This is a genomic window from Rhodococcus sp. UNC23MFCrub1.1 (assembly GCF_000686025.1).
In the GTDB taxonomy this organism is placed as follows: Bacteria; Actinomycetota; Actinomycetes; order Mycobacteriales; family Mycobacteriaceae; genus Rhodococcoides.
Genome location: NZ_JMLQ01000003.1, coordinates 425,047 through 449,574 on the forward strand (window position 1 = coordinate 425,047; position 24,528 = coordinate 449,574).

Here is a 24,528-nt window from a genome sequence, read left to right on the forward strand (position 1 = left end):
CATCCTGTCAGGACGGGAAGCGTGGCTCGTCGCGTCCCCACGGGCGGGCCGGGAAGGGGTGATCGTCGTACTCCGCGAGCGCCGGTCGGGCCGTGCGCACGTCGTCGTGGAGGACGGTGTGCTCGTCCGTCGGCAGCACGGGGTCGGCCGGAGTGTCGACCCTGCCTTCGGCATCGAGCAGCCAGGCGGCAGTGCGTGCCAACGAGACCGACACCGTCCTCCCGATGCCACCGTCGAGGCGCTGGGTCAGAGCGTCGACGATCCCCGCCGCCAGCAGGTGGCCGGACGCGTGGTCGAGCGCCTGCACCGGCAGCGCCCCCGGAACCCCGGTCGTCCCGCCGTCATCCGACCGGCCCCCGGCCTTCCCGCCGTCATCCGACCGGCCTCCGGCCTTCCCGCCGCACATGTTCGCGATGCCGGACGCCGCCTGCACCAGGCTGTCGAATCCGCGCCGCCGTGCCCACGGCCCCCGGCCGCCCCACGCACTCACCGTCCCGATGATCGCTCCGCTCGGCCGGTGCGCTCGGAGGTGGTCGTCGATGTAGGAGCCCGGCCGGTAGCCGCCGACCACCACGTCCACCGACGACATCAGCGCCGTCAGTCGCTCGTCGTCGTCGTCGTCGACGAGCACGTCCAGGAGTGTCGAATACTTGCCGGCGCCGGTGTCGAGGTGCTGGGCTTCGATCTCCGGCAGCAGTGGGGAGTCGACCCGCAGTACCGATGCACCGAGGAGGGCCAGATCGCGCGTGGCGACCGGGCCGGCGATGACCCGCGTGAGATCCAGTACGCGCACCCCGGCCAGCGGTCGCATCGGGTCGGTCGGTGGTTCGGGGAGCGACGGCAGACCGTCGGGACGCACGGTGGACGAGACGATGGGGCCGGAACGCGTGAAACGGCCGGGCGCCGAGCCGAACCACTCGTCCGGGGTCCGCACCGCCACGACGAGCGCGCCGAGTTCTGCTGCACGCTCCTCCACGTCCAGAGCCTCGCGGCGGAGGAGTGCCGCCGCGACGGCGGTGTGGTCGGCGTCGTCGGCGAGCTCGAGTAGCGAGAGCAGTCGCGCCCGGTGGTGCGGGTAGTTGGCGTGGGTGCGCACCCACCCGTCCGCGGTGAGGAAGAAGCCGGACAGGGCGGCGAACCCTGCGACCGGCCGCCCGTCGATGCGCAACAGTCTGTCTCCCGCGAACGACGCGGCGACCCGATCGCCGACCACCACGCGCGGTGACGGTGCGGTCAGCCCCGAGGCGACGCGGAACCGGTCGACCGCGGAACCGAGTGCAGCGACCGCACCGACGGCCAGCGCGGCCACCGGCAGGGTCGACGACAACACGCCCTCGGACACGGGTCGCACGGTGATGTCGGCGGCCTGAGCGAGACCCAGGTCGGCCTGGTACCGGTGCAGCAGGTCGGTCATACCTTGCGCGCGGAGATCTCCATGCCGGCGCCGCGGAGTCGGTGGATCAGCGCGTCACCGATTCCGGAGGCCGGGGTGAGCACGCCGCCGCAGACGGAGGGGAGTGCGTCACGGTCGAGCGCGAGCGCCAGTGCCGATTCGCCCAGCATCATGGCGGTGGCCGCGTAGCCGGGATCGCCCTTCGCCTTCACGCGCGAGACGTACCGGTCACCGCTGCTGGTGGTGGTGTAGACGTCGATCGTGAAATGCCCCTTCTGCCGGGTCTTCTCGCTGGGACCGTCGCCCGGCTTGGGCAGGATCTTGTCGAGCAGGAATCGGGTGGGCTTGAAGGCCATGCCCGCGACGAACGCGCCCAGTCCGGCGAGCACGGCACCGGCGATCACCGGGGAGGCGGGCGACGAGCCGACGCTCATGACCTCGCTGTAGCGGAAGTTCTTGCCGTACGGGTATCCGAGCAGCGCGTTCGTGCGGCGCACGACCCGAGTGTTGTACGAGGACATCACGAACGGTGCCTTCCACCCATTGAGATCGGGGTGGATGTCGGCGCCCTTGACGATGGGGGTGTCGCTCTGACGTCCCAGATCCGGCTCGATCGAGCGGTCGGGGCTGAGCGAGTAGGGGCTCGCCGCCATCTTCGCCGCGGCGCGGTCCTTCGTGATCTCGTCGATCTGGCCGCGCAGCGAGTCGATGGTGCCGCCGCTGACTCCGCCGCTCATCGACGTCACGACGAGGGTGGTGTCTGTCAGGTCGCCTGCTCCGTCCTCGTGGACCTTGGAGTAGAGCGCGTGCACGCCGATGTCGGACGGCACCGAGTCGAAGCCGCAGGAGTGCACGATCCGAGCGCCGGTGGAGTGTGCGAGATCGTGGTTCTGGTCGGCACTGAGACGAGCGAACAGCACTTCGCCGGTGAGGTCGACGTAGTCCGTGCCCTGCGCCGCGCAGACGTGCGCGAGCGTGCGTCCGAACTTCGCGTACGGCCCGACCGTGGTGATGACGACCTGTGTGCGAGAAGCGATGTCGGTGAGCGCGGCCTCGTCGTCTGCGTCCGCGACGAGCAGTGGCCAGTCGGCGGCGCGGGACGGCAGACCGCGACGGGTCGACTCCAACTTGGATCGGGACCGGCCCGCGAGAGCGATCGACGTGCCCTGCGGGGCATAGTTCGCCAGGTACTCGGCGGTGAGCGCGCCCACGAAACCGGTGGCGCCGTAGACGACGACGTCCAACTCGCGATCCCCTGCCGTGTCGAGATCGGACGCAGTGTCGAGTTCGGATGGGTCAGGTGCGGAAGTCTCGGCCATCACCCGAGCCTACAAGCGCTCCTGTGACCCACCACCACTCACCACGACCACGTGTGGACGGCCTCGCCCTCGTGCATGAGCTGCAAGTAGTCGGACAACATGCCCGCCACGGCGCGCTCGCGCGACTCCCCGGCACGCTCGCGTGCGACGACGGCATTGCGTTGCCACACCGATCCGGACTGACGGCGCAGGCATCGACCCTCGATGACCCGGAGGTAGCGGTCGCGCACCTCGGTGTCCACGCCGTACGACGCGAGACCCGCCTCGGCCATGGGCAGCAGTCGGCGCAGGACCAGCTCCTGCGGCGAGATCCAGCCGACCTCCGGCCAGTAGAGCCGCGAGTCGAACCCGCCGCGGGCCGCCGAGTGCAGGTTCTCCACGGCGGCATCGAACGACATCTGCGTCCACACCGGCCGGTCCGCGTCGACGAGCGACCGCAGGGTGCCGTAGTACAGCGCCGCGTCGGCGAGGACGTCGAGCACGGTCGGCCCCGCGGGAAGAACGCGGTTCTCGAGGCGGATGTGCTGCTCGCCGTTCGAGGTGTCGTAGATCGGACGGTTCCATCGATAGACGGTGCCGTTGTGCATCTTCAGCTCGGTCAGGCCGGGCGCTCGGCCCGCCGCGAGTTCGGCCATCGGATCCTCGTCGGACACGACCGGCAGCAGCGCGGGGAAATACCGCGAGTTCTCCTCGAACAGATCGAAGATCGACGTGATCCAGCGCTCGCCGAACCACACGCGGGGTCGTACTCCCTGGTTCTTGAGTTCCTGTGGGCGCGTGTCCGTCGCCTGTTCGAACAGGGGGATCCGGGTCTCGTGCCACAGTGCCTTGCCGGCGAGGAAGGGGGAGTTGGCGGCCAGTGCCACCTGCACTCCCGCCAGCGCCTGCGCGGCGTTCCAGTGCGCGGGGAACTCCGTCGGCGAGACCTGCAGGTGTAGTTGCACGGAGGTGCACGCGGCCTCGGGGAGGATCGTGTCGGAGATCTCGTTCAACGACTCGATGTCGTGGCTGCCGGGCAGAGGGACCCCGGTGATCGACAGTTCGATGTCCTCGCCGCGCGCCGCGAAGATCTGTTGGTTGAGCAGGTCGTATCGCGGATTGCTGGACAACCACTGGTGGGCGAAGTGATCCTTGCCCAGCGTGGGCAGCATCCCGATCATCGCCAGGGCGCATCCCTGCTCACGAGCACGGGCGTCCGCGGTGTCCAGGGAGGTGCGTAATCCGTTCTCCAGGATGCGCATCCGGTCGCCCGCCAGCGGTTCCGGGGCCACGTTGATCTCGATGTTGAACTGGCCCAGCTCGGTCTGGAAGTCCGGATCGGCGATCGCCTCGAGCACGGCCGCGTTGGCCATGGCCGGCTGCATCGACTCGTCCACCAGGTTGAGCTCGATCTCCATGCCCAGGCGTGGCTCGTCCACCCGGAAGGTGTCGTCCGCCAACATCGCCGCCAGGGCGTCCAGACACTCCTGCACCTTGTGCCGGAACATCTGCCGGTCCTTACGGCTGAACGTGCGCTGCTCGACCTCGTCGCCCATCACGACATTGCACCACGTGGGCGGCCGCCAGGCGCACGACACGGGGGTTCGGCGGTGTCACCAGGGCGAGGCCGCGTAGTCCTTGAGGAACTTCCCGTGCAGATCGACACCGAGCTCACCCTGGACGATGGGGTCGTAGACACGAGCCGCGCCGTCCACCAGATCCAGGGGCGCGTGGAAGCCCTCGTCGGCGAGGCGGATCTTCGTCGGGTGCGGGCGTTCGTCGGTGATCCAGCCGGTGTCCACCGCGCTCATCGAGATGCCGTCGTCGAGCATCTCGTTCGCACTGGTGCGCGTCAGCATGTTCAGTGCGGCCTTGGCCATGTTGGTGTGCGGATGCCCCGGTCCCTTGTAGCCGCGGCCGAACTGGCCCTCCATCGCGGAGACGTTGACGACGTAGGACCGGCGATGCGGCGACGCCGCCAGGGCGGCGCGCAGGCGCGAGACGAGGATGAACGGCGCCACCGAGTTGCACAGCTGCACCTCGAGCAGCTCGACGGGATCCACCTGGTCGACGGTGTGCACCCAGCTGTTGGTCGGCGCCTCGTCGGGTACCAGCCCACCCGCGTCGATCGCCGTTCCGGCAGCCATGCGCTGCAGGGACGCCGAACCGGCGACGAGGGCCATGGAGGTCACCTGCGACGGCCCCATGTTCGCCATGACGGCGGTGTCGAGAGCGACGGTGTCGCCGTCGGTCTCGCCGAACGCTCCCACCAGCGCTGCCGGGTGGGCATCGCTCGTCGCGCCGAACGTGCGCACCCCGAGCGCTGCCAGATCGACGCCGTGCTCACCGTCCTCGAGGGCGGTGTACGAGCCGGCGGACCGCTTGACGGTCTGAGCGGCGTTGTTGATCAGGATGTCGAGCGGGCCCTCCGCCGCGACGGAGTCCGCGAACGCGACCACCTGCGCGGGATCACGCAGGTCGATGCCGACGACGGACAGCCGATGCATCCAGTCGTGGCTGTCGGACATCGAGGAGAACCGGCGCACCGCGTCCGCGGGGAAGCGCGTCGTGATGGTCAGGTGAGCACCGTCGCGCAGCAGGCGCAACGCGATGTACATGCCGATCTTCGCGCGCCCGCCGGTGAGCACGGCGCGGCGGCCGGTGAGATCGGTCCGGGCGTCCCGCTTCGCGTGGTTCAGGGCGGCGCACTCGGGGCAGAGCTGGTGATAGAACGCGTCCACCGTCGTGTACCGCTGCTTGCAGATGTAGCAGGGACGCGCACGCTGCAGTGTGCCCGCGGTCTCGGTGGTGGTGGCCGACGTCAGCGCCAGCCCGGCGGTCTCGTCGTCGATGCGGTCGGGTGATCCGGTCGCCGTGGCGGCGACGACGGCGCGGTCGGCGTCGGCGACGCGGGCGCGCGACTCCAGGCGGCGACGCTTCTTCGCGGCCTTGAACATGCCGGCCGTGGCACGCTGCACGGTCACGGCGTCGGGGTGATCGTCGTCCAGGGCCGCCGCGCGGTCGAGCACGCGCAGGCACGCGGCGAGTTCGTCGGGGTCGATGCCCGTCACGCTGTGCTCCGTCATCGCCGCCTCCACGCTCCCGTGTCATGACGAAAGCCCCGATTCCGTGAGGAATCGGGGCTTTCGTCGGTCTGTCTTCGGTGTCCGAGGGGGGACTTGAACCCCCACGTCCGTTAATAGGACACTAGCACCTCAAGCTAGCGCGTCTGCCATTCCGCCACTCGGACAACCCGCGTCACACCCTGCTGGTCACACACAGTTCACGATCGCGTCGCACCCGTGTTCTCGGTGCGGTCGCTAAATCTAGCCGATACCGCGCCCTGGACCAAAACCGCACGTCGGAGCACCTGCCGAGGCACCTGCAGTGGTAGGAACGAGCTGTGTCCGCAACAGGAGAGAACGACCACCAGACCGAGAAGCAGACCGTGGCCGTGGACGAGGTGGTCGACCTCGTCTCGTCGCTGATCCGCTTCGACACCTCCAACACCGGTGAGCTCGAGACCACCGCCGGCGAGAAGGAGTGCGCCGAGTGGGTGGCGCGCCAGCTCGAGGCCGTGGGGTACGAGACCGAGTACGTCGAGTCGGGTGCGCCCGGCCGCGGCAACGTCTTCGCCCGACTGGCCGGCGCCGACAGCTCACGCGGCGCGTTGCTCGTGCACGGCCACCTCGACGTCGTTCCGGCCGAGCCCGCCGACTGGAGCGTGCATCCCTTCTCGGGTGCCGTCGAGGACGGCTACCTGTGGGGACGCGGCGCCGTCGACATGAAGGACATGGTCGGCATGGCCCTGGCGCTGGCCCGACAGTTCAAGTCGGCCGGCACCGTCCCGCCCCGCGACCTGGTCTTCGCGTTCCTGGCCGACGAGGAGGCCGGCGGCAGGTACGGGTCGCACTGGCTCGTCGAGCACCGACCCGATCTGTTCGAGGGTGTCACCGAGGCCGTCGGCGAGGTCGGCGGCTTCTCGCTGACGGTGTCCACCCCCGAGGGCGACGAGCGTCGCCTCTACCTCGTCGAGACGGCGGAGAAGGGGCTCGCCTGGATGCGTCTGACGGCCAAGGCTCGCGCCGGTCACGGATCGTTCCTGCACGAGGACAACGCCGTGACGTACCTCGCCGAAGCCGTTGCAGCACTGGGTAACCACCAGTTCCCGCTGGTGATGACGGACTCGGTGACCGAGTTCCTCGCCGCCGTGAGCTCGGAGACCGGCCTGGCCTTCGACCCCGAGTCGCCCGACATCGACGGCACCCTCGCCAAGCTCGGCAGCATCGCCCGCATCGTCGGCGCGACACTGCGCGACACGGCAAACCCCACGATGCTCTCGGCCGGGTACAAGGCCAACGTCATCCCGCAGACGGCCTCCGCCACCATCGACTGCCGCGTCCTGCCGGGACGCAAGGCGCAGTTCGAGCGCGAGGTCGACGCGCTCATCGGTCCGCACGTCGAACGGTCCTGGATCACCGACCTGGAGCCGTACGAGACCACATTCGACGGGCACCTCGTCGACGCGATGAACGACGCGATACTGGCGTTCGACGAGAACGGTCGCACGGTGCCCTACATGCTGTCCGGCGGCACCGACGCCAAGGCGTTCGCCAAGCTGGGCATCCGCTGCTTCGGCTTCGCGCCGCTCAAGCTGCCGCCCGAGCTCGACTTCGCGGCGTTGTTCCACGGCGTGGACGAACGGGTACCCGTCGAGTCGTTGATCTTCGGTACCAAGGTCTTCGAGCACTTCCTTCTGCACAGCTGACAACCCCCGAACCCATATCTCCCGAGAGGACCTCATGTCACACGATCCCTACGCCGCACTGCCGTCGCTGCCGTCGTTCGAGCTCACGTCGGACAACGTCACCGACGGTCAGCCGCTCCACGAGGACCAGGTCAGCGGCATCATGGGCGCGGGCGGCCACGACAACTCGCCGCAGCTCTCGTGGTCGGGTTTCCCGGAGGAGACCAAGAGCTTCGCCGTCACCGTCTACGACCCCGATGCGCCGACGGCGTCCGGTTTCTGGCACTGGGCGGTGGCGAACATCCCCGTCTCGACCACCACCCTGGTCACCGGAGCGGGCGACGACAGCTCCACCGGGTTGCCGAACGACGCGATCACGCTGCGCAACGACGCGGGCCTGGCCCGGTTCATCGGTGCCGCACCCCCGCAGGGGCACGGACCGCACCGCTACTTCGTGGCGGTACACGCCGTCGACGTCGAGAAGCTCGAGATCGACGAGAGTGCGTCACCGGCGTACCTCGGATTCAACCTCTTCAGTCACGCCATCGCGCGTGCCGTCATCGTGGGCACGTACGAGCAGAGCTGACGAGAACCGAGTCAGCGCGGCCCGGGCCGCGGGACAGTCTCCGTGCCGACCGCGTCGGCCACCGAGGCGAATCCCGCGGCCCGGGCTCGTCGAGCCAGGCCGACGGCGACGCGACGCGCCCAGAACGGACCGCCGTAGACGAAGCCGGTGTACCCCTGCACGAGGGTGGCACCGGCGAGGATGCGTTCCCACGCGTCGTCGGCGGTCTCGACACCGCCGACCGAGATCAGCGTCATCGAGTCCCCGACGCGTGCACGCAGTCGGCGCAGCACCTCGAGTGATCGGTCCGCGACGTACGGGCCGGAGACGCCACCCGCTCCGAGATCCGCGGCCCCGGCCGTCCGCAGCCCGTCGCGCCCGATGGTCGTGTTGGTCGCCACGATGCCGGCGGATCCCAGCTCCATGGCCAGGTCTGCCACCGCGTCGACGTCGTCGTCCGACAGGTCGGGCGCGATCTTCACCAGGACGGGCACCGTCACGACGCTCGCCACGGCGGCCAGCAGAGGCCGCAGCGATTCCACCGCCTGCAGATCCCGCAGTCCGGGGGTGTTCGGCGAACTCACGTTGACCACGACGAAGTTCGACAGCGGGCCGAGCAGCCGCGCACTCTCCGTGTAGTCGATCGCGGCGTCCGCCGCGGGAACCACCTTGGTCTTGCCGATGTTGGCGCCGACCGGGATGTCCCCGCGTCGTCCGCGCAGACGCTCGGCCACCGCCGCAGCACCCGGATTGTTGAAACCCATGCGGTTGAGCAGGCCTCGGTCGGCGGGAAGCCGGAAGAGTCGAGGCTGTGGGTTTCCGGGTTGCGCCTGCGCGGTCACGGTGCCGACCTCCGCGAAACCGAACCCCAGCGGACCCCACGCGTCGACACCCTCACCGGTCTTGTCGAAACCGGCGGCCAGCCCGACCGGGGTGGGGAACGTCACGCCGAAGGCGGTCGTCCGCAGTGCCGGATCTCGGACCGAGAGCACGCGCGAGACCAGCGCACGCAGGGGCGCGAATCGAGTCACCGCGACCATCGCCGCGAATGCGAGGTGATGAATGCGTTCCGGAGGGAGCAGGAACATCGCGCGGAGCAGCAGCCGGTACGGGCTCACAGCCTGGAAACCTCTCGTCGGGGAATCTCGTCGGTGGTGCGGCGCCGCCACTCGGTCAGAGACCGGGATCGGGCACGTGGTGCGCGGTCTTGCGTCGTTTGAGAAGTACTCGCCTGCTGCCGTCGGTGTACAGCCGGACCCGGGAGAGCTCCCATCCACCGAACTCGGCGGAGATGGCCAGCCGCATCGAGGCCGTCACTCGGGTGACGTCCGGCGGCAGCTTGATGGGCACGTACTCCCAGTCGTCCGACTGGGTCTCCCAGCCGACGGGCATCGCACGGTTGTTCCGGTTCACTGATCTCGCTCTCGTCCTCGCGGGCACTCACGCCCGGGTCGGGATCACCTGGACCCCGGCGCCACTGTTCGAGCCTACGAAAAGTTCGCCGGACTGCGAGTCCACGGCGAGCGAGTCGGGCTGGCGCACTGTGGGGAACCGTGCCGACTCGACGGGAATTCCGGAGGTGATGTCGAATCCCACCACCTCGTTCAGTGCGGTCACGGTCACCCACACGGTGCCGTCGTCGTCGCACGCGACGGCGAACGGGGAACCGGCGACGGGGTAGCGCTGTCGCATGATCAGATCGGGGTCGCCCGTGAAGACGAGCAGTTCGTCGTCGGTCGTGTCGGCGACCACGACGGCACCGTCGGCGCATCCGGTCATGCGGGTGGCCCCGTCGCCTGCGCGCAGCGCGGCGCCGAGACGTTCGGCACCGACGTTCACGGACGTCACCGACGTCTGCCGGGTGTCCAGGGACACCAGATCGTCTCCGGTGCGTACGAGACCGTCGACCGACGCCTGACCGGGGATGGTGCTCTCGACCGCGCCGTCGGCTCCCGTGATCACGACGGTTCCGGTCAGCGTCCCGACGGCGTACCCGTCGTCCCACGGCGTCACCGAGGCGGCGCCGCCGTCGACCGCGACGTCCGTCGTCGCACCGGACTGCGCGTCCACCCGGCTGATGCCCGACGACGTCGTGACCAGCAGTTCCCCGTCCCTGCCGGCGGAGACGGACGTGCCGGGTGCGGAGAATCGCACCGAGCGCGGATTCTCCTCCGAGTCGAGCGGGGTCAGCAGCAGCGTCGTACCGTCGTCGGTGAGGATCCCGGCGATCCGGTCGCGAGGCTCGATCGCGAGGCCGTCGACGGTGGCCGGACCGCCGAAGCGCGGGTCGGCCGTGACGCCTGCCGGCGTGACGGTCGTGTCGGGGGACGCCGCGGCGACCTCCGGCTCACGCGTGTTCAGCTGCTCCGGATCGTCGGAGTTCGCGCATCCCGCTGTGACCGTCGTCACCAGGGCGAGGCCGAGAAGGACGAAACGGGTACTGCTGCGTCGTGCCGGGTGGGCACTGGTCGGTCGGGGTGCCATGGGGGTGATTCTCCTTCAGGTCTTCTCTCATCCGATCATCTCGCCGTCCCGGCGCGAGCACAGGGGAGGGATGTGGCCACCATGACGCGTCTGTACGTTTCGACGAGTGCCTGTCGACGAGAGAGAGCGAGGGAGGGCGCATGACGGGGCCGAGCAATGCGGAGTTCTCGGTGGAGGACGTGTCGGTGGGGGCGCACGCCCACGGGTTCGGGTCCACTCCGGACGGGCGGAGCTTCGCCTTCCGGGTACGCGGTAAGTCGTTGCGCGTGGAGGTCTACCGCTCCGACCTGGCGCAGGCCGTTCCCGACGATCTCGACGTCGACGCGGTCGCGGAGCGCGATGTCACGGACGTCGACCTCTCGGACGAGCGCTCGATCGTCGCCGCGGTCCGGGACGCGGTCGCCGACGTCCGTCCGCTCGACTCGCCGCAGCCGCCCGACACCACGCTCCTGCGATCGCTGCTCGGGCGGCTGGGCAACGCGATCGACCCGAAGTGACGGTCAGGAACTGACGTCGTCCAGCGCGGAGGTGATGGCCGACGGAAGCGCGACGTCCTCGGCGGCCAACACACCCGTCAGCTGACCGATGTCTCGCGTCCCGACCACGACCGACGCGACACCGGGGCGATCCCGGGCCCACGCCAGAGCCACCGCGAGTGGCGACGTGCCCAGACCGTCGGCCGCCGTGAGGACAGCCTCGACCACCTTCCCGCCGTCCTCACCGAGGAAGGGTGCGAGCGCGTGGCGTCGGTGATCGTCCGCGCCGCGTGAATCCGCGGGCACACCGTCCCGGTACTTGCCCGTGAGCACGCCGCCCGCCAGAGCCGACACCGCGAGAACGCCCACGCCGTGGTGGTCGGCCGCGGGGAACAGCTCGTCCTCGGCGCCGCGCGCGAGCAGGGAGTACTCCGCCTGCGCCGCGGTGATGTCGACGGACGCCGACACGGTGGCCAGCTGCCACGCCGTGAAGCCGCGAACACCCGCGTAGCGGACCCGCCCGGACGAGACCGCGTGCTCCAGTGTCGCCGCCACCTCACCGAGAGGAGTCTGCGGATCCCACGCGCCGACGCTCCACAGATCGAGGTGATCGGTGCCGAGCTCGCGCAGTGTCCTGTCCAGGTCTGCGAGGAGCGCGCGCCGCGAGCAGTCGACGGTCCAGTGCCCCGAGGTGTCCGGACGCGAGACGCCGGAATCGATGCTGAGCACCAGCTCACCGCGCGGAACCACGTCGTCGACGATTTCGGCCAACACCCGCACCGCGCGTCCGTCTCCATACGAGGCGGACGCGTCGACGAGGGTCCCGCCCGCGTCGACGAACGCCGTCACCTGCGCCGCGGCGTCGTCACCGTCGACTCCGCGTCCCCATTCACCCGTTCCGAGCCCCAGGCGTGACACCCGCAGCCCGCTGCTCCCGACCGTTCTGTGCTTCATGAAGGCAGTGCATCCGTTTCGCCGTGTTCCGTCCGTGTCTCGTCCTGCCGACACGGTGGTCGAGGCACGACCCTAGTACGGTCGTGCCTCGTGACTTCGACAGGAAACCTCGTCGGTGGCGTCTGCGCGCCGCGGAATCGGACGGCAGGAGAGCAGCGATGATCGCGGAATCGATGTCCTGGGTGCAGGCCCTCGTGCTCGGCGCCGTGCAGGGGTTGACCGAGTTCCTCCCCATCTCCTCCTCGGCGCACCTGCGCATCGTCTCCGAGGTCTTCTTCGGTGACGACGCCGGAGCGTCGTTCACCGCGGTGACGCAGCTCGGTACCGAGGCCGCGGTCCTGCTCTACTTCGCCCGCGACATCGGGCGCATCGTCGCGGCGTGGTTCCGCGGAATCGCCGACAAGTCCCAGCGCGACACGCTGGACTACCGCATGGGGTGGTACGTCATCTTCGCCACCATCCCGATCGGGGTGCTCGGCTTCGTCTTCAAGGACGCGATCCGGACGGGTGCGCGCAACCTGTGGATCATCGCGACGCTGCTCATCGTGTTCGCCGTGGTCATCGCCGTCGCGGAGAAGGTCGGCCGACAGACGCGACCGATCGAGAAGCTCACCACCCGCGACGGCCTCGTCATGGGCGCCGCGCAGTGTCTCGCGCTCATCCCGGGCGTGTCCCGATCCGGCGCCACCACGAGTGCCGGTCTGTTCATGGGCCTGACGCGTGCCGCCGCGGTCCGCTTCTCGTTCCTGCTCGCGATCCCGGCCGTCACCGCGTCCGGACTCTTCTCCTTGCCGGATGCCTTCGAACCGGCGGGCGAAGGTCTGCAGGCGTCGGGATCCCAGCTCGTCGTGGCGACGCTCGTGGCCTTCGTACTGGGGTACGCCTCCATCGCCTGGTTGCTGCGCTTCGTCGAGAACCACTCGCTGTACTGGTTCGTCGGGTACCGCATCGTCGTCGGCGTCGCGGTTCTCGGCCTCCTCGCCACGGGTGTCGTCGCAGCGAACTGACGCCACCGCGACGCCGGGCGCCCCTCGCGTCTCACTAGGCTGAGGTCATGACGGTGATACTTCTGCGCCACGGACGCTCGACGTCCAACACGGCCGGCACGCTCGCGGGCAGGTCGGACGGCGTGGAACTCGACGATCTCGGTCGGGAGCAGGCGGAGCGTGTCGTCGCCCGTCTCGAGGTGCTTCCGCTCGCGGCGATCGTGCGATCACCGTTGCTCCGGTGCGAACAGACGGTCGCGCCCCTCGCTGCGGCGCGCGAGCTCGAACCCGTCGTGGAGGATCGGCTGCTCGAGGTCGACTACGGCGAGTGGACCGGCAAGCCGATCAAGGATCTCGTGGGGGAGCCACTGTGGAAGGTGGTGCAGCAGCACCCGTCCGCTGCCGTCTTCCCCGGGGGTGAGGGCCTCGCCGACGTGCAGATCAGGGCGGTGCGCGCGATCCGTGATATCGACGCGCGGCTCGCCGCCGAGCACGGCGCCGACGTGCTGTGGGTGGCCTGTTCACACGGCGACGTCATCAAGTCCGTCCTGGCCGATGCTCTGGGGTCGCACCTGGACCAGTTCCAGCGCATCGTGGTGGACCCGGCGTCGATCAGTGTCGTCCGGTACACCGAGACGCGGCCGTTCGTCCATCGTCTCGGCGATCTCGGTGGGGATCTGACGCAGTTCGTTCCGACGCCGCCCGCCGAGACGGACACCACTGCCGGGGCCCCGTCCGACCAGGCTCCGACCGCGTCGGAATCGGACGCCGTCCCCGGTGGTTCCACCGGACAGTGACAACACGCGGATAATGGGAGTCACAGCCGCGGCAGTTCGGCGGCGCGATCTTTGGAGGTGCAGATATGCCACGCGCGATTCACGTCTTTCGCACCCCCGACCGGTTCGTCGCCGGAACGGTGGGTGAGCCCGGCGATCGATCCTTCTACCTCCAGGCAGTGCACGACGCCCGAGTGGTGTCGGTGGCGCTCGAGAAGCAGCAGGTTCAGGTCCTGGCCGACCGTGTCGGGCTCCTGCTCGACGAGGTGGCGAGGCGCTTCGGTACCGATGTGCCACCCGAGGAAGCCGATCCGAGCGACGTCGACCCACTGGTGATGCCCGTGGATGCCGAGTTCCGGGTCGGGACCATGGGGCTGGGCTGGGACGCCGACGCCGGCGCCGTCGTGGTGGAGCTGCTCGCCATCACCGAGACCGAGATCGACGAGTCGGTGGTGCTCGACGACACGGACGAGGGTCCGGACGCCGTGCGGGTGTTCCTGAGTCCGGAGCAGGCCCGTGAGTTCGCCGCGCGCAGCGAGCGCGTCATCGCTGCCGGTCGGCCCCCGTGCCCGCTCTGCGGTGAGCCCCTCGCGCCCGGTGGTCACATGTGCGTGCGGACCAACGGGTACCGGCGCGGCACCGTGCTGGGAAGCGACACCACCGAGTTCGGGGACGAGTCCTGACCTCCGCCGGCGACGCCACCGCGCCCTGGACCGACGACGACACGGACCTGCTCGCGCACGGCGAGATGACCATCGTCGGTCGCGTGGTGCAGGCGTCCAACGCGACGCTCGTGTGCGAGATCGAGCGTGAGGATCCGGCGCCGGCACTGCGCTGTGTCTACAAGCCGGTGCGCGGGGAACAGCCGCTGTGGGACTTCCCCGACGGCACGCTGGCGGGCCGCGAGATCTCGTCCTACCTGATCTCCGACGCACTGGGCTGGGGCGTCGTGCCCACGACCGTGCTACGGGACGGTCCGCTCGGTGTCGGCATGGTGCAGCGGTGGATCGACACCGTCGAGCGCCTCCCCGAGAAGGGCGAGGGCTACGACATGGTGGACCTCTGCCGCCCCGACCTCGTGCCCTCGTCCTACATCCCCGTGCTCCGGGCCTACGACGATGCCGGCGACGAGGTGGCACTGGTGCACGCGGACGATCCGCGGCTGCACCGGATGGCTGTTCTCGACGTCGTCATCAACAACGCCGACCGCAAGGGCGGACACGTGCTCGAGGCACTCGACGGCTCCGTGTACGGCGTGGACCACGGCATCGCCCTGCACCGGCAGAACAAGCTGCGGACCGTGCTGTGGGGGTGGGCCGGTCGACCCGTCGACGCCGCTCTGGTGGCCGACCTCGTCGACTTCTCCCGCGACCTGCGCGGTGCCTTCGGGGACACCCTCGCGCCACACATCACCGACGAGGAGATCGAGGCGCTGGCCGGTCGCGTGTCGCGGTTGCTCGCGGAACCGGTCATGCCGGCGCCCGACTCCAGCAGGCCCATTCCCTGGCCCGCGTTCTAGACCGGGCACGCGGCGGCGGCTCCGGCCCGACCGGATAGTCTTCACCCATGCAGTCGTGGCCCGAAGTGGACGTTCCCAGCGTGCCGGGCGAGGGCCCGCCGCTCCGTTTGTACGACACGGCCGATCGCGCCGTGCGTCCCGTCGCGCCCGGTTCGACCGCCACCATGTACGTCTGCGGCATCACCCCGTACGACGCGACGCACCTGGGCCATGCGGCCACCTACCTGACGTTCGACCTCGTCAACCGGGTCTGGCGCGACGCCGGCCACGATGTGCACTACGTCCAGAACGTCACCGACGTCGACGACCCGCTCTTCGAGCGCGCGGCACGCGACGGCGACGACTGGGTGTCGCTCGGACAGCGCGAGACCGACCTCTTCCGGTCGGACATGACCGCGCTCCGCGTCATCCCGCCGCGCGACTACATCGGCGCGGTCGAGTCCGTGACCGAGGTCGTGGAGCTCGTCGAGAAGCTCGTCGCCTCGGGCGCCGCCTACGTGGTGGACGACGCCGAGTACCCCGACGTGTACTTCCGCGCTGACGCCACCGAGCAGTTCGGCTACGAGTCCGGGTACGACCGGGCGACGATGGACACCTTCTTCGCCGAGCGCGGCGGAGATCCCGACCGCCCCGGCAAGCGCGACCCTCTCGACGCCCTCGTCTGGAAGGCCGAGCGTCCGGGCGAGCCGTCGTGGCCCTCGCCGTTCGGTCCGGGGCGCCCCGGCTGGCACATCGAGTGCGCGGCGATCGCGTTGAACCGCATCGGATCCGGCTTCGACGTGCAGGGCGGCGGCAGTGACCTCATCTTCCCGCACCACGAGTTCTCCGCGGCCCACGCCGAATCGCTCACGGGCGCAGACCGTTTCGCGCGACACTACGTGCACACCGGCATGATCGGCCTCGACGGCGAGAAGATGTCCAAGTCGCTGGGCAATCTCGTCCTGGTCTCGAAGCTCACCGCTGCGGGTGTCGATCCCGGTGCCATCCGCCTCGGTCTCCTCGCCGGCCACTACCGGCAGGACCGCACCTGGACCGACGAGATCCTCGCCGCTGCGCAGGACCGACTCGCGTTGTGGCGCAAGGCCGTGGCGCTCGAGTCGGCACAGTCCGCCGAGGACACCGTCGCCCGCGTGCGCCAGCACCTGGCCGACGATCTCGACTCCGCCAAGGCACTCGACGCGATCGATGCGTGGGCACACGACGCCGTGACGCTCGGCGGCTCCGACCCCGCGGCGCCGGGGCTGGTGTCGCTGGCGGTGGACGCGCTGCTGGGTGTGAAGCTCTAGCTCGTCGGGAGTGGTGTTCCACTCGTGGTTCGTGATCGCGGTTCTCCGCGCTGTGACCGATCGAGTGGAACACCACGCCCACGTCGTCCACAGGGTCGCTCGATCCACAGCTTCTCTGTCGACCCTGGTCGGCTGCGCTGACGATCGCACACACTCGTCGACGATCTCGGACATGACCACGTATGGCCTGGCGACACGTCGGCAACTGTTGGCGGCAGGAGTCTCCAGCAGTTCCCTCTCTCGCGACTATCACCGCGTGTTACCGCAGATCTACTCTCGCACCGAACCGAGCTGGACCGGACGGTGCGCCGCCGTCCTGCTGTGGAGATCGGACGCCGTCCTCAGTCATCGGACGGCGGCCCGCTTGTACGGGTGGCTCGCCGAACCGGCCATCATCGAGGCCACGGTTCCCCGGGCGAGAAAGGGCCGTACTCCGTCGTGGCTCGTCCTTCATCGACGTGACCTGGCCGGTGATGCCGTCACTCGGGTCGACGACCTGTCCGTCGTCACGGAGGCGCAGGCACTGCTCGACTGCGTCGCGATCATGGAACCTCGCGCCGCGGGTCGACTCGTCGATCATCGGCTGGCCGCGGGCATGACACGGGATTCCGTGCAGCGACTCGTCGCGTCGGCACCGGGGCGCTCGGGGAACGCTCGCCTGACCGAGCAACTCAGATCTGCCTCGACGAGGTTCGCATCCGAGCCCGAGCGGGTTCTGGACCGTGCCCTCATCGCCATCGGGCTGCGCCTGAAGGTCAACGCGCGGGTCGGGGCGTTCATCGTCGACTTCTACGACGAGGCGTCGCGAGTGATCATCGAGGTGGACGGCCGGGAGTTCCACATCGACGGGGATGTCTTCCGACGAGATCGCGTGCGCCAGAACATTTTGGTCCTGGCAGAATTCCGTGTGCTCCGCTACGCGGCATTCGATGTGCTGCGTGATCCGGACAGCATCGCTCGACAGATCGCCCACGAGGTCAGAAGGCGACGGCACGCTCGTCGCTGAGGGAGTGCTGTACCAGTGTCAGCCCGAGAGAGCGGATTCCCGCCGCGAACACCCGGTAGTGGAGCACCACACCCACCATCACACCTCGGCGAAGTCCAGCCCACCCTCCGCGGGGAGGTCGACGCGGCGGCTCAACGGCGAGCCCAGTGCCGCGGCGAGGTCGGACCCGTCGTGCTCCGCGAGCAACTCCCCGTTCTCCCACACGAGAAGCGCTGCGCTGACGGTGTTCTCGACCGTCGAGTGCGCGAGGTCGTAGTGGGCGCACCCGGGCACGTCGCGGTACGTGATCCAGAGGTCGTAGCCGGTCATGAACAAGTCCAGGTCGAACTGCACACTGAGACCGAGGAGTTCGCTGCGACCGTTGTCGTCGACACCCGCGAACGCCTCGTCCAGTGCGAGCAACCGCGGTGAGTGCGGGTCCGCGGACGACAGCATCACGTGCGCCGCCGCGAAGAGCGGGAGGTGCAGCGACACCGACTGCTCGCCGCCCGAGAGCGCACTGTGGCGTGCGACGGTGAGCCTGTCCTCGGAGCCGTCACCGGAGATGAGCGTGAACGCGAAGACGCGCCACTGCCGGTAGTCCAGTGCGGCACTGAGGATCTCGGGGTACGAGCGCTCAGGATGCTGCGCCCGCGCCGTCCGGATCTGTGCCGCGAAGTGCACACGCATCTCGGCCAGTTCCTCGGGTCCGAGCGCGGAGGCGTCCCGCTCGAGCAGCTTCGACACGGCACGGGTGCTGTCGTCGAGGTTGTCCGCGAGCACCCAGTGCACGCCGATGGTGTTGCCCGACGACATGCGGCGCTGCTTCATCTCCGATCCCATACGGGCGATCAGTTCGCGGGCGTCGACCGTGCGCTCGTGGATCTGCTGCGCCAGGCCGGTGAGCAGAGCGTCCTCGAGGATGCGGCGCTCGGCATCGGTGAGCAGCGTCTCCTGGTCGCGTCGTGCCGCGTCGATGCGATCCGCGAAGTCGGCGATGGTGGAGTGGCCCTGCTCGTCCTGCACCCGCACCACGGTGACCCCGTCGGCCGCGTCCCAACTGAGCCGGAAATCCTGACCCGACGCGGCCAGCTGAGCGTCGAACTCCTGCAACGCCGCCGTCAGCGCGCTGCGTGTGGAGCGGCGGCTCGCATCGCTGACCTTGATTTGCGCCGTCGCCTCGGTGAGCTCGGTGTGCAGTCGGTGCACTTCCGGGGGCAGCACGTCCGGGGCCTCGTCTGGCCCGGCAGCCGTGTCGGTTCGGTAGAGCAGCTGCTCGACCGTCGACCAGGCCGCGTCGCTCGCCGGCCAGGAGCAGTCGCGCGCCGCACCGAGCACCGCCAGCAGATCGCGGTGCGCGTAGGGAGCCAGTCGCGCGGCGTCGCTGAGCGCTTCGGTCAACGCGGTCGTCAGTCCGGCGACGGCCGTCTCGTGCGCGCCCTCCGCCTTGCCGATGGCCTCGCCCGATTCACGGTCCGCCTTCGTGGCGGCGCGCTGCTCGGTCTTGCACGCCTCGATGCGCATCCTGATCGCGTCGAGTTCGGCGTCGATCTTCTCGGCGGTCGCACCGAGCGAGTCCCGCAGCATTTCCAACTTGGCGTGCTGTTGCTCGTAGTCGGATTCGGCGATGGCCGCTTCCTCCGCGTACTCCTCGGCCAGAATCATGGCCTCGTCGAGGCGCCCGGCAGCTTCCCGGTCGCGCTCGGCGGACCGGTCCGCGTCGCCGCGGTGGCGCAGGATGGCAGAACCGGTGTTCTCGAAGTGGCGGATCGCCGCCGCGAGCGCGTCGAGGTCTCGCGGCGTGAACGGAGCCCGCCGCGCGACGGCGTCCGTCCGCAGACGTCGTTCGGCGGCAGACAGTTCGGCGATCGCGTGGTCCAGTTCTCGGTCGGCGGACGCGACCGACTCGGTCGTCGATCGGAGAGCGCCGGCGGCCGACGTGACCGCCCGGAGCGCCGCGGTGACCTCCGACGTACGAGGAACCGTCGAGACGGCGGCGCGGATCGAGTCGAGACGTTCTCGACACTGCTCGGCGACTCGATCGGCCTCGTCGCGCCGCGCGGTGGCCACCTCGAGGGCCTCGTCGATCTCCGCGATGCGGGACGTGCGCCGTGCAGCTCGTGCCGTCGCGCCGATGTACTCGGCGGCGTCCTTGTGGTGGGCGCCGCGCACGAGACCGTGCGCGAAGCTCCCGTCCCGTCCGACCCCCGCAGAACTGCCCACGTCGTCCAGCGCGATCGAGTCGAGGATCGCCCGCACGGTGCTGTGCTGCACGGGGATGTCGTCCTCGACGACGAGGACGTCGGCCAGCGATCGCCCGGTCACCGGTTCGCCGGCGGTCAGGTACTGATCCGAGACGAGCCCCGTCGGAGCCGTGTCGGCGACCCACGCGTCCAGCAGGGTGGCCGCGTCGAGCGCGGCCTCGAGGGCCGCGGCATCGTCGGCGCTGACGTCGTCGGCGAAGCGGACGAGTGTCCAGAACGGTGCGCCGTCGAGACCCGCACGGTCGCCGGTACGGGTGCGCAGCGCCGGGGGAGCGTCGTCGTGCTCGGCGGCGACCGACGCGCGCTCGGCCGTCGACTCGGTGATGATGCGCGCCGCGTCGTCCCGGTCCTGCAGTGCAGCACTCCGTCGGTCCCGCACCGTGTCGAGCAGCTCGCGAACTCCGTCGCCGAGTACCTCGCCGAGCGTGGGTGCGTCGTCCTCGCCGATGCGTGCGAGCGCGGTGTGCAACGACTCGAGGATCTCGCCGTCGTCCAGCACCGAGGCGTGCGTGGCCCACCACGCGCGCAGCGATTCCGCTGTCGCGGCACGGGACGACTCGACGGCGGCCTCGGCCTCGCGGACGGAGGCCACCGCGGCGTCGTGCAGTGTGTGGGCGCGGTCGGCGGCCCGTTCGGTACGGGCACGCTCGGTGGTGGCACGGTCGACGACGGACAGCGCGGCACGCACGGCCCGGACGTCCCCGTCCCGCTCCTCGGCATGACCGCGTACCGCTGCCGTGATCTGGTCGGTACGGGCGTCGCGGGGGAGTGGCGTCCAGGCGATGCCGGCGTCCTCGGCGGCCGCGAGGAGCTCGTCCTCGGCGCGGACGATCGACGCGGTCGACTCCCGCAGCGCCACTGCGGCCTCGTCTGCCTCTCGTCGCCGGACGTCGACGGCCTCCGTCGCCTTGCGAGCCTTGTCGCGCTGCTGCGCGGTGGACACCTCGAGCTTGCGGACCGCATCCGCGAGATCGTCGAGCTGCTGCTTGCCCTCGTAAGCGGTGGACCGTTGCAGGGTCTGCTGGTCGGCGACGGCGAGATCGAGTGCGCGCTCGGCTGCCTCGTACCGCTTCTCCGCCTCGACGCGCTCGACCCGTCGTCGTTCACCCAAGCCCTTGGCGGCGAAGAGGGCGACGGTGGCGTGGTCGACGGCCTCGAGACGTCGACCGACCTGATCGACGTCGGTGCGCGCCTGGACGGCGAGGTACTTCGAGTAGACCTCGACGAACCTCTTCGACGCGTGGTCGGCCTGCACCAGTCCCTCGAGGGCGCGGCCCACCTCCTCCATGTCGCTGAAGGAGCGCGCCGCCTCGAGGACGAGGTGCTCGTCGAGGGGGCGCAGTCCGTCGGACAGCGCACGGGACAAGCCCTTCGGGTCGAGGTTCTTCGCCAACTGCGGGCGTCGCAGCGTGAGAATCAGGGTGATGAGCTGGTCGTACCGCTCGGCGCCGAGACCGAACAGTCGCGCGTCGATGGCGGCGCGGTAGTCCACCGGCCGATCGACGATGGCGTCGGTTCCGATCTGCTCGGCCAGTTGCTTCTTCGTCAGCGGCCTGTCGTCGGTGCCCAGCAGCGAGAAGTCGACGCCCACGCGGCCGTCGGCGACGAAGTACCAGCGCGTCACCTTGTCCGCCGACCGTGTCGCACGCATGCCGATGCCGACGGTCACCGCTTCGGGCTCGTCCCGATCGCCACGTGCGAACTCCATCCACACGTACGAGTGCGCGGAATCCTGGCCGCGGTAGAGCAGATTGGACTTCATGGTGCGTTCCTCACCCGCGAACGGGTTGAGGCGACGCGGCTCGATCCGGCCGTCGAACACGAACGGGAACAGCACCTCGAGTGCCTTGGTCTTGCCGGATCCGTTGGGGCCACGCAACACCAGCCGACCGTCGGCGAACGAGAACTCCTGATCGCGGTAGTCCCAGAGGTTGATGATGCCGGCGCGCGTGGGCCGGAATCGGGTGCTGCGCGTCACGGGGTGTGCTCCTCGAGGGTGCTCGTGTGATCGGTGGGAAAGAGGCCGGCGGACGCCTGTTCTCGGACGGTGACGACCACTCCCCGATAGCGCGCCAGGGCCGGCAACGCGACGATGCCCCCGCGTACCGGTGCCACCAGAGTGAGGTTCGTCAGGAGTGCGACAGCGGCCGCGCGAACCCCGGCACGGTCCGCCTGCCACTGAGCGGCGAAGGTGCGGCCGTAGGCGTCGACGAGGGCGCCGACGGTCTCGTCGAGCCAGGAGTCCGCGACGAACGGGTGCCGGATCGTCTCGTCCGACGCCTCCACCGTGTCCGGGGCGACCGAGTCGTCGACCAGGTCGTCCACGACGCCGCCGTCCGGGATCGCGCTGTCGAGGGCCGCGAGCAGCGTGTCGGTGGGGTCGATGTCCGCCTCGAGCGTGGTCCGATCGTCGGCATCGGGATCGAGTACCCGCTCCGCGATCTCACCGGCGAGGAGAAGGGCGACCTGCGCGACCGTGCCGGTGGACGGAAACCTGATGTCCGACAGGCGTCCCGACGTGTCGATGAGCGCGATGCCCTCCGCCCGGCGTTCGACGGACAGTCCGGTCAGCAGCCGGACATCCTCGACGGACCGGTCGTCCGGCACCGAGTCGGGGCCGTGGACCACGGGCTGCTCGACGAGCGCACGGCGGGCACGGCGAGCGCGATCGGCCGGGTCGTCCGTGGTGCTGTGCAGCAGGTGTGCCGTGCTGCGCAGATGCTGGAGCGCGCGCGGTGGACGAAACAGGGCCACGACGACGGATCGGTCGATGTCGTACAAGGCCTCTCCCGCGTCGGGGTTGTGCGCCCACCCGCCGGCATCGCCGTCGGCCAGGGTGATCGCACCGCGAACGGACAACCAGCCGACGGCGTCGACGAAGGCGTCCCGGTCGGTCGCGCGTTCGGTGTCGAGGTCGACCCCGACCACCCGTCCGGCATCGGAGGCGACCTGAACCGCCAACTCGGACAACGTGATCTGGTCACCCGCGCGACCGAGTGCCGCCAGGGTGAGCGCCAGGAATGCGTAGCGGCGACGGTCGAAGACGCGGTCGGAGGTCGTGCGGGCCGGTCGACTCGCGTCCAACCGGTCGAGTACGGGGTAGAGCCGGGCCGTGGTCTCCGTGACCTCGAGTCGGTATCCGAAGAGATCGAGCATGTCCTCGCGCAGTTCCGTGGCCCATCGGCGAACCAGGGGCAGGGCGATGCGGTCCGGGTAGGTGCGGGTGATCAGGTGGTGGGACAACACGACTCGGGCGGCGCGCTGGTACGAGTCGAGTGCCAGGCTCGGAATGGTGCGTGCTCTCATCGCCGCGCGCCGATGGTGAGTGACAGCCGTTCGAGGTGCAGTAGACCGCGTTCGGTGCGCACCACGGTGGACTGCTCGTGCGGTGCCAGTGTCAGGGTGACGCCACCCTCGGAGCCGGTCGAGCTGCCCACGCGGCCGCTGACCGGGACGCGTGCGGTGAGGGCGGCGTTGAGCAGCCCCAGCAGCACGTCGGTCTCCTCGTTGGTCAGATCCCGTTCGTACACCCCGTGTTCGGCGAGTGATCGCGCGGCCTGAGCGCGGCGACGCTGCACGCTCAGCTGTTCCTCGCGCAGACGCCGGACACCGGCGTCGTTGCGGTGGACCCTGGCAGGAGCACCGGCGGCGGGGGGCCGACCGGTCTCGGCGAGCGTGCGCGAGATCTCGACAGGCGGAGCGTCCCACCACGATCGCGTGGTGGGAATGATGTCGTCATCGGGGTGGACCATCGACAGGTGACGAGGCCGGCCGAGGCCGAACACGGCACCGAACAGGGCGTGGGCGGACTCCTCGGAGGGAGCGGACGCGAACCACCCGGCGAGATGTCGCAGCTGGGACTCGCGACTGACTCCGCCCCTGCGGGTCTCGGTGACGCGGCGCAGCAGCGACAGCACGGCGGCGATGGCGCTCATGGTGCCCTCCCGCAGACGATCCGACTCGGTGAGCTCGCCGTCGGTGGAGGTGAACCAGTGCACGAGACCGGTCCACCGGCCCGCCCAGTCGGCGCGGCGCTCCTCGCGGCTGAGGAAGACGCGTTCGTCACTGGCTGCCACCCGGTCGAGCAGCGAGTCGAGTCCGGTGGCATCCACCTGCTCGATGGCGGCGGTGAGCTTGGGGCCGAAGCGGGCGAGGTCGAGGGAGAACTCCCGCATGTGGGAGAGCAATGCGTCCTTGTGTGCCAGGAACGACTCGGGTGTGACGTCCGTGGTGCGGACGAGGTCGCCCAGCGACAGGTAGAAGTGCGCGGCGCGGGTGGCCATGTCGTTGAGAGCGGTGTCGAGCCGATCGAGTTTGCGGTACACCAGGTCGGCGTCCCCGGCGAGGTTCGCCGCCGCGAGATCCTCCAGGTCGGCGAGCAGCTCGGGCAGCACCAGACGCGAGAGCGAGGCGTCCTCGGGGCGGGCGGCCAGGACGTCCTCGACGGCGCGGTATGCCTGGTAGCCGACCTGACCGAACTGGTAGACGTAGTGGCGATTGCGGTACTCGGCGAGCGTGGCCGCGCGGGTGCCGTCGTAGCTGCGTTCGAGGACGCCCCACGTGTGCAACTGTTCGAGCAGCGGGCCGATCTCGACGCCGGTCAGAGTGTCGCCGCCGTCGGTGCGGGCCAGGATCTCGGCCACCTCGCCGGCGTGCAGCAGAACGACGTAGCCGGTGCGTGCATGTTCGAAAGCGCGCAGAACCCGCAGGTAGTCGGCCCGTTTCTCGGCTGTCGCGAACGAGAAGAGCCGGAGCCTGTCGTCCACCACGAAGGAGTCGGCGGATTCGGTCACTG

At 69.8% G+C, this 24,528-nt stretch carries 20 protein-coding genes and 1 tRNA gene; 9 read left to right on the plus strand and 12 right to left on the minus strand.

Annotation, left to right across the window (positions count from 1 at the left end):
* Positions 1 to 7: 7 nt before the first annotated feature.
* The 5 genes from BR07_RS0109955 to BR07_RS0109975 all read right to left on the minus strand — a co-directional run bounded on the left by BR07_RS0109955 (position 8) and on the right by BR07_RS0109975 (position 5,941).
* Entirely contained in the window at positions 8 to 1,414 is a 1,407-nt protein-coding gene (locus BR07_RS0109955; protein WP_081821195.1) for a CoA transferase, read from the minus strand.
* Positions 1,411 to 2,712, minus strand: a complete 1,302-nt coding sequence (locus tag BR07_RS0109960) for a saccharopine dehydrogenase family protein (RefSeq protein WP_051613229.1) — start codon at positions 2,710 to 2,712, stop codon at positions 1,411 to 1,413. Before BR07_RS0109960 ends, BR07_RS0109955 begins: the two co-directional genes overlap by 4 nt.
* A gap of 38 nt (positions 2,713 to 2,750) precedes the next feature.
* Positions 2,751 to 4,247: a glutamate-cysteine ligase family protein gene (locus tag BR07_RS0109965; RefSeq protein WP_027505325.1), complete on the minus strand. Its 1,497-nt coding sequence runs from the start codon at positions 4,245 to 4,247 to the stop codon at positions 2,751 to 2,753.
* Between the two features lie 57 nt (positions 4,248 to 4,304).
* Positions 4,305 to 5,777 (minus strand): SDR family NAD(P)-dependent oxidoreductase, encoded by a 1,473-nt coding sequence (locus BR07_RS0109970; RefSeq protein WP_037185609.1) that lies wholly within the window; start codon positions 5,775 to 5,777, stop codon positions 4,305 to 4,307.
* Between the two features lie 78 nt (positions 5,778 to 5,855).
* Positions 5,856 to 5,941, minus strand: a tRNA-Leu gene (locus tag BR07_RS0109975).
* 153 nt (positions 5,942 to 6,094) lie between these two features.
* On the opposite strand from BR07_RS0109975, the gene BR07_RS0109980 reads away from it, so the two are divergent.
* Positions 6,095 to 7,459 carry a M20/M25/M40 family metallo-hydrolase gene (locus BR07_RS0109980; protein ID WP_081821196.1) on the plus strand — a complete coding sequence of 455 codons (1,365 nt, stop codon included), beginning with the start codon at positions 6,095 to 6,097 and terminating at the stop codon, positions 7,457 to 7,459.
* A gap of 34 nt (positions 7,460 to 7,493) precedes the next feature.
* Positions 7,494 to 8,024, plus strand: a complete 531-nt coding sequence (locus tag BR07_RS0109985; RefSeq protein ID WP_027505328.1) for a YbhB/YbcL family Raf kinase inhibitor-like protein — start codon at positions 7,494 to 7,496, stop codon at positions 8,022 to 8,024.
* 11 nt (positions 8,025 to 8,035) lie between these two features.
* Here BR07_RS0109985 and BR07_RS0109990 read toward each other — a convergent pair whose 3' ends face one another.
* The 3 genes from BR07_RS0109990 to BR07_RS24065 are packed head-to-tail and all read right to left on the minus strand — an operon-like array spanning position 8,036 to position 10,487.
* Entirely contained in the window at positions 8,036 to 9,121 is a 1,086-nt protein-coding gene (locus BR07_RS0109990; RefSeq protein WP_269320094.1) for a quinone-dependent dihydroorotate dehydrogenase, read from the minus strand.
* A 55-nt stretch (positions 9,122 to 9,176) separates the two neighbouring features.
* The gene (locus tag BR07_RS0109995; protein ID WP_037185612.1) at positions 9,177 to 9,395 is read right to left on the minus strand and encodes a DUF5703 family protein; all 219 of its coding nucleotides are present in this window, start codon (positions 9,393 to 9,395) and stop codon (positions 9,177 to 9,179) included.
* Between the two features lie 48 nt (positions 9,396 to 9,443).
* On the minus strand, positions 9,444 to 10,487 hold the full coding sequence (locus BR07_RS24065) for a hypothetical protein (RefSeq protein ID WP_037185392.1): 1,044 nt from the start codon (positions 10,485 to 10,487) through the stop codon (positions 9,444 to 9,446).
* 140 nt (positions 10,488 to 10,627) lie between these two features.
* Between BR07_RS24065 and BR07_RS0110005 the strand changes: the two genes are divergently transcribed.
* Entirely contained in the window at positions 10,628 to 10,984 is a 357-nt protein-coding gene (locus BR07_RS0110005) for a hypothetical protein (protein WP_027505331.1), read from the plus strand.
* 3 nt (positions 10,985 to 10,987) lie between these two features.
* On the opposite strand, the gene BR07_RS0110010 is transcribed toward BR07_RS0110005, so the two are convergent.
* Positions 10,988 to 11,917 carry an aldo/keto reductase gene (locus tag BR07_RS0110010; RefSeq protein WP_027505332.1) on the minus strand — a complete coding sequence of 310 codons (930 nt, stop codon included), beginning with the start codon at positions 11,915 to 11,917 and terminating at the stop codon, positions 10,988 to 10,990.
* A gap of 161 nt (positions 11,918 to 12,078) precedes the next feature.
* Between BR07_RS0110010 and BR07_RS0110015 the strand changes: the two genes are divergently transcribed.
* The 6 genes from BR07_RS0110015 to BR07_RS0110040 all read left to right on the plus strand — a co-directional run bounded on the left by BR07_RS0110015 (position 12,079) and on the right by BR07_RS0110040 (position 17,490).
* Positions 12,079 to 12,924, plus strand: coding sequence for an undecaprenyl-diphosphate phosphatase (locus BR07_RS0110015; RefSeq protein ID WP_027505333.1), 846 nt, complete (start codon positions 12,079 to 12,081; stop codon positions 12,922 to 12,924).
* Positions 12,925 to 12,971: 47 nt separating this feature from the next.
* Complete coding sequence (locus tag BR07_RS0110020; protein ID WP_027505334.1) at positions 12,972 to 13,700, plus strand: histidine phosphatase family protein; 729 nt, start codon at positions 12,972 to 12,974, stop codon at positions 13,698 to 13,700.
* Positions 13,701 to 13,765: 65 nt separating this feature from the next.
* On the plus strand, positions 13,766 to 14,362 hold the full coding sequence (locus BR07_RS0110025; protein WP_027505335.1) for a DUF3090 domain-containing protein: 597 nt from the start codon (positions 13,766 to 13,768) through the stop codon (positions 14,360 to 14,362).
* Complete coding sequence (locus BR07_RS0110030; RefSeq protein ID WP_373425285.1) at positions 14,359 to 15,198, plus strand: SCO1664 family protein; 840 nt, start codon at positions 14,359 to 14,361, stop codon at positions 15,196 to 15,198. The genes BR07_RS0110025 and BR07_RS0110030 overlap by 4 nt, the downstream gene beginning before the upstream one ends.
* A 47-nt stretch (positions 15,199 to 15,245) precedes the next feature.
* Complete coding sequence (gene mshC / locus BR07_RS0110035; RefSeq protein ID WP_027505337.1) at positions 15,246 to 16,484, plus strand: cysteine--1-D-myo-inosityl 2-amino-2-deoxy-alpha-D-glucopyranoside ligase; 1,239 nt, start codon at positions 15,246 to 15,248, stop codon at positions 16,482 to 16,484.
* Positions 16,485 to 16,656: 172 nt separating this feature from the next.
* A complete protein-coding gene (locus tag BR07_RS0110040) occupies positions 16,657 to 17,490 on the plus strand; it encodes an endonuclease domain-containing protein (protein WP_155956984.1) in 834 nt (277 codons plus the stop codon).
* A gap of 78 nt (positions 17,491 to 17,568) precedes the next feature.
* Here the strand turns inward: BR07_RS0110040 and BR07_RS0110050 are convergent, their stop codons facing one another.
* From BR07_RS0110050 to BR07_RS0110060, 3 genes are read right to left on the minus strand one after another with little or no spacing between them, the layout of a single operon-like run.
* Positions 17,569 to 21,711 (minus strand): TIGR02680 family protein, encoded by a 4,143-nt coding sequence (locus BR07_RS0110050; RefSeq protein WP_027505339.1) that lies wholly within the window; start codon positions 21,709 to 21,711, stop codon positions 17,569 to 17,571.
* Positions 21,708 to 23,039: a DUF2398 family protein gene (locus tag BR07_RS24070; RefSeq protein ID WP_037185396.1), complete on the minus strand. Its 1,332-nt coding sequence runs from the start codon at positions 23,037 to 23,039 to the stop codon at positions 21,708 to 21,710. Before BR07_RS24070 ends, BR07_RS0110050 begins: the two co-directional genes overlap by 4 nt.
* Positions 23,036 to 24,526: a TIGR02677 family protein gene (locus tag BR07_RS0110060; RefSeq protein WP_231476276.1), complete on the minus strand. Its 1,491-nt coding sequence runs from the start codon at positions 24,524 to 24,526 to the stop codon at positions 23,036 to 23,038. Before BR07_RS0110060 ends, BR07_RS24070 begins: the two co-directional genes overlap by 4 nt.
* Positions 24,527 to 24,528 lie beyond the last annotated feature (2 nt).

Bases quoted from the DNA above. Each gene is read 5' to 3' on its own strand.
- BR07_RS0109955 (WP_081821195.1), bottom strand. From the start codon at position 1,414: ATGACCGACCTGCTGCACCGGTACCAGGCCGACCTGGGTCTCGCTCAG.
- BR07_RS0109960 (WP_051613229.1), bottom strand. From the start codon at position 2,712: ATGGCCGAGACTTCCGCACCTGACCCATCCGAACTCGACACTGCGTCC.
- BR07_RS0109965 (WP_027505325.1), bottom strand. From the start codon at position 4,247: ATGGGCGACGAGGTCGAGCAGCGCACGTTCAGCCGTAAGGACCGGCAG.
- BR07_RS0109970 (WP_037185609.1), bottom strand. From the start codon at position 5,777: ATGACGGAGCACAGCGTGACGGGCATCGACCCCGACGAACTCGCCGCG.
- BR07_RS0109985 (WP_027505328.1), top strand. From the start codon at position 7,494: ATGTCACACGATCCCTACGCCGCACTGCCGTCGCTGCCGTCGTTCGAG.
- BR07_RS0109995 (WP_037185612.1), bottom strand. From the start codon at position 9,395: ATGCCCGTCGGCTGGGAGACCCAGTCGGACGACTGGGAGTACGTGCCC.
- BR07_RS24065 (WP_037185392.1), bottom strand. From the start codon at position 10,487: ATGGCACCCCGACCGACCAGTGCCCACCCGGCACGACGCAGCAGTACC.
- BR07_RS0110005 (WP_027505331.1), top strand. From the start codon at position 10,628: ATGACGGGGCCGAGCAATGCGGAGTTCTCGGTGGAGGACGTGTCGGTG.
- BR07_RS0110010 (WP_027505332.1), bottom strand. From the start codon at position 11,917: ATGAAGCACAGAACGGTCGGGAGCAGCGGGCTGCGGGTGTCACGCCTG.
- BR07_RS0110020 (WP_027505334.1), top strand. From the start codon at position 12,972: ATGACGGTGATACTTCTGCGCCACGGACGCTCGACGTCCAACACGGCC.
- BR07_RS0110025 (WP_027505335.1), top strand. From the start codon at position 13,766: ATGCCACGCGCGATTCACGTCTTTCGCACCCCCGACCGGTTCGTCGCC.
- mshC (WP_027505337.1), top strand. From the start codon at position 15,246: ATGCAGTCGTGGCCCGAAGTGGACGTTCCCAGCGTGCCGGGCGAGGGC.
- BR07_RS0110040 (WP_155956984.1), top strand. From the start codon at position 16,657: ATGACCACGTATGGCCTGGCGACACGTCGGCAACTGTTGGCGGCAGGA.
- BR07_RS24070 (WP_037185396.1), bottom strand. From the start codon at position 23,039: ATGAGAGCACGCACCATTCCGAGCCTGGCACTCGACTCGTACCAGCGC.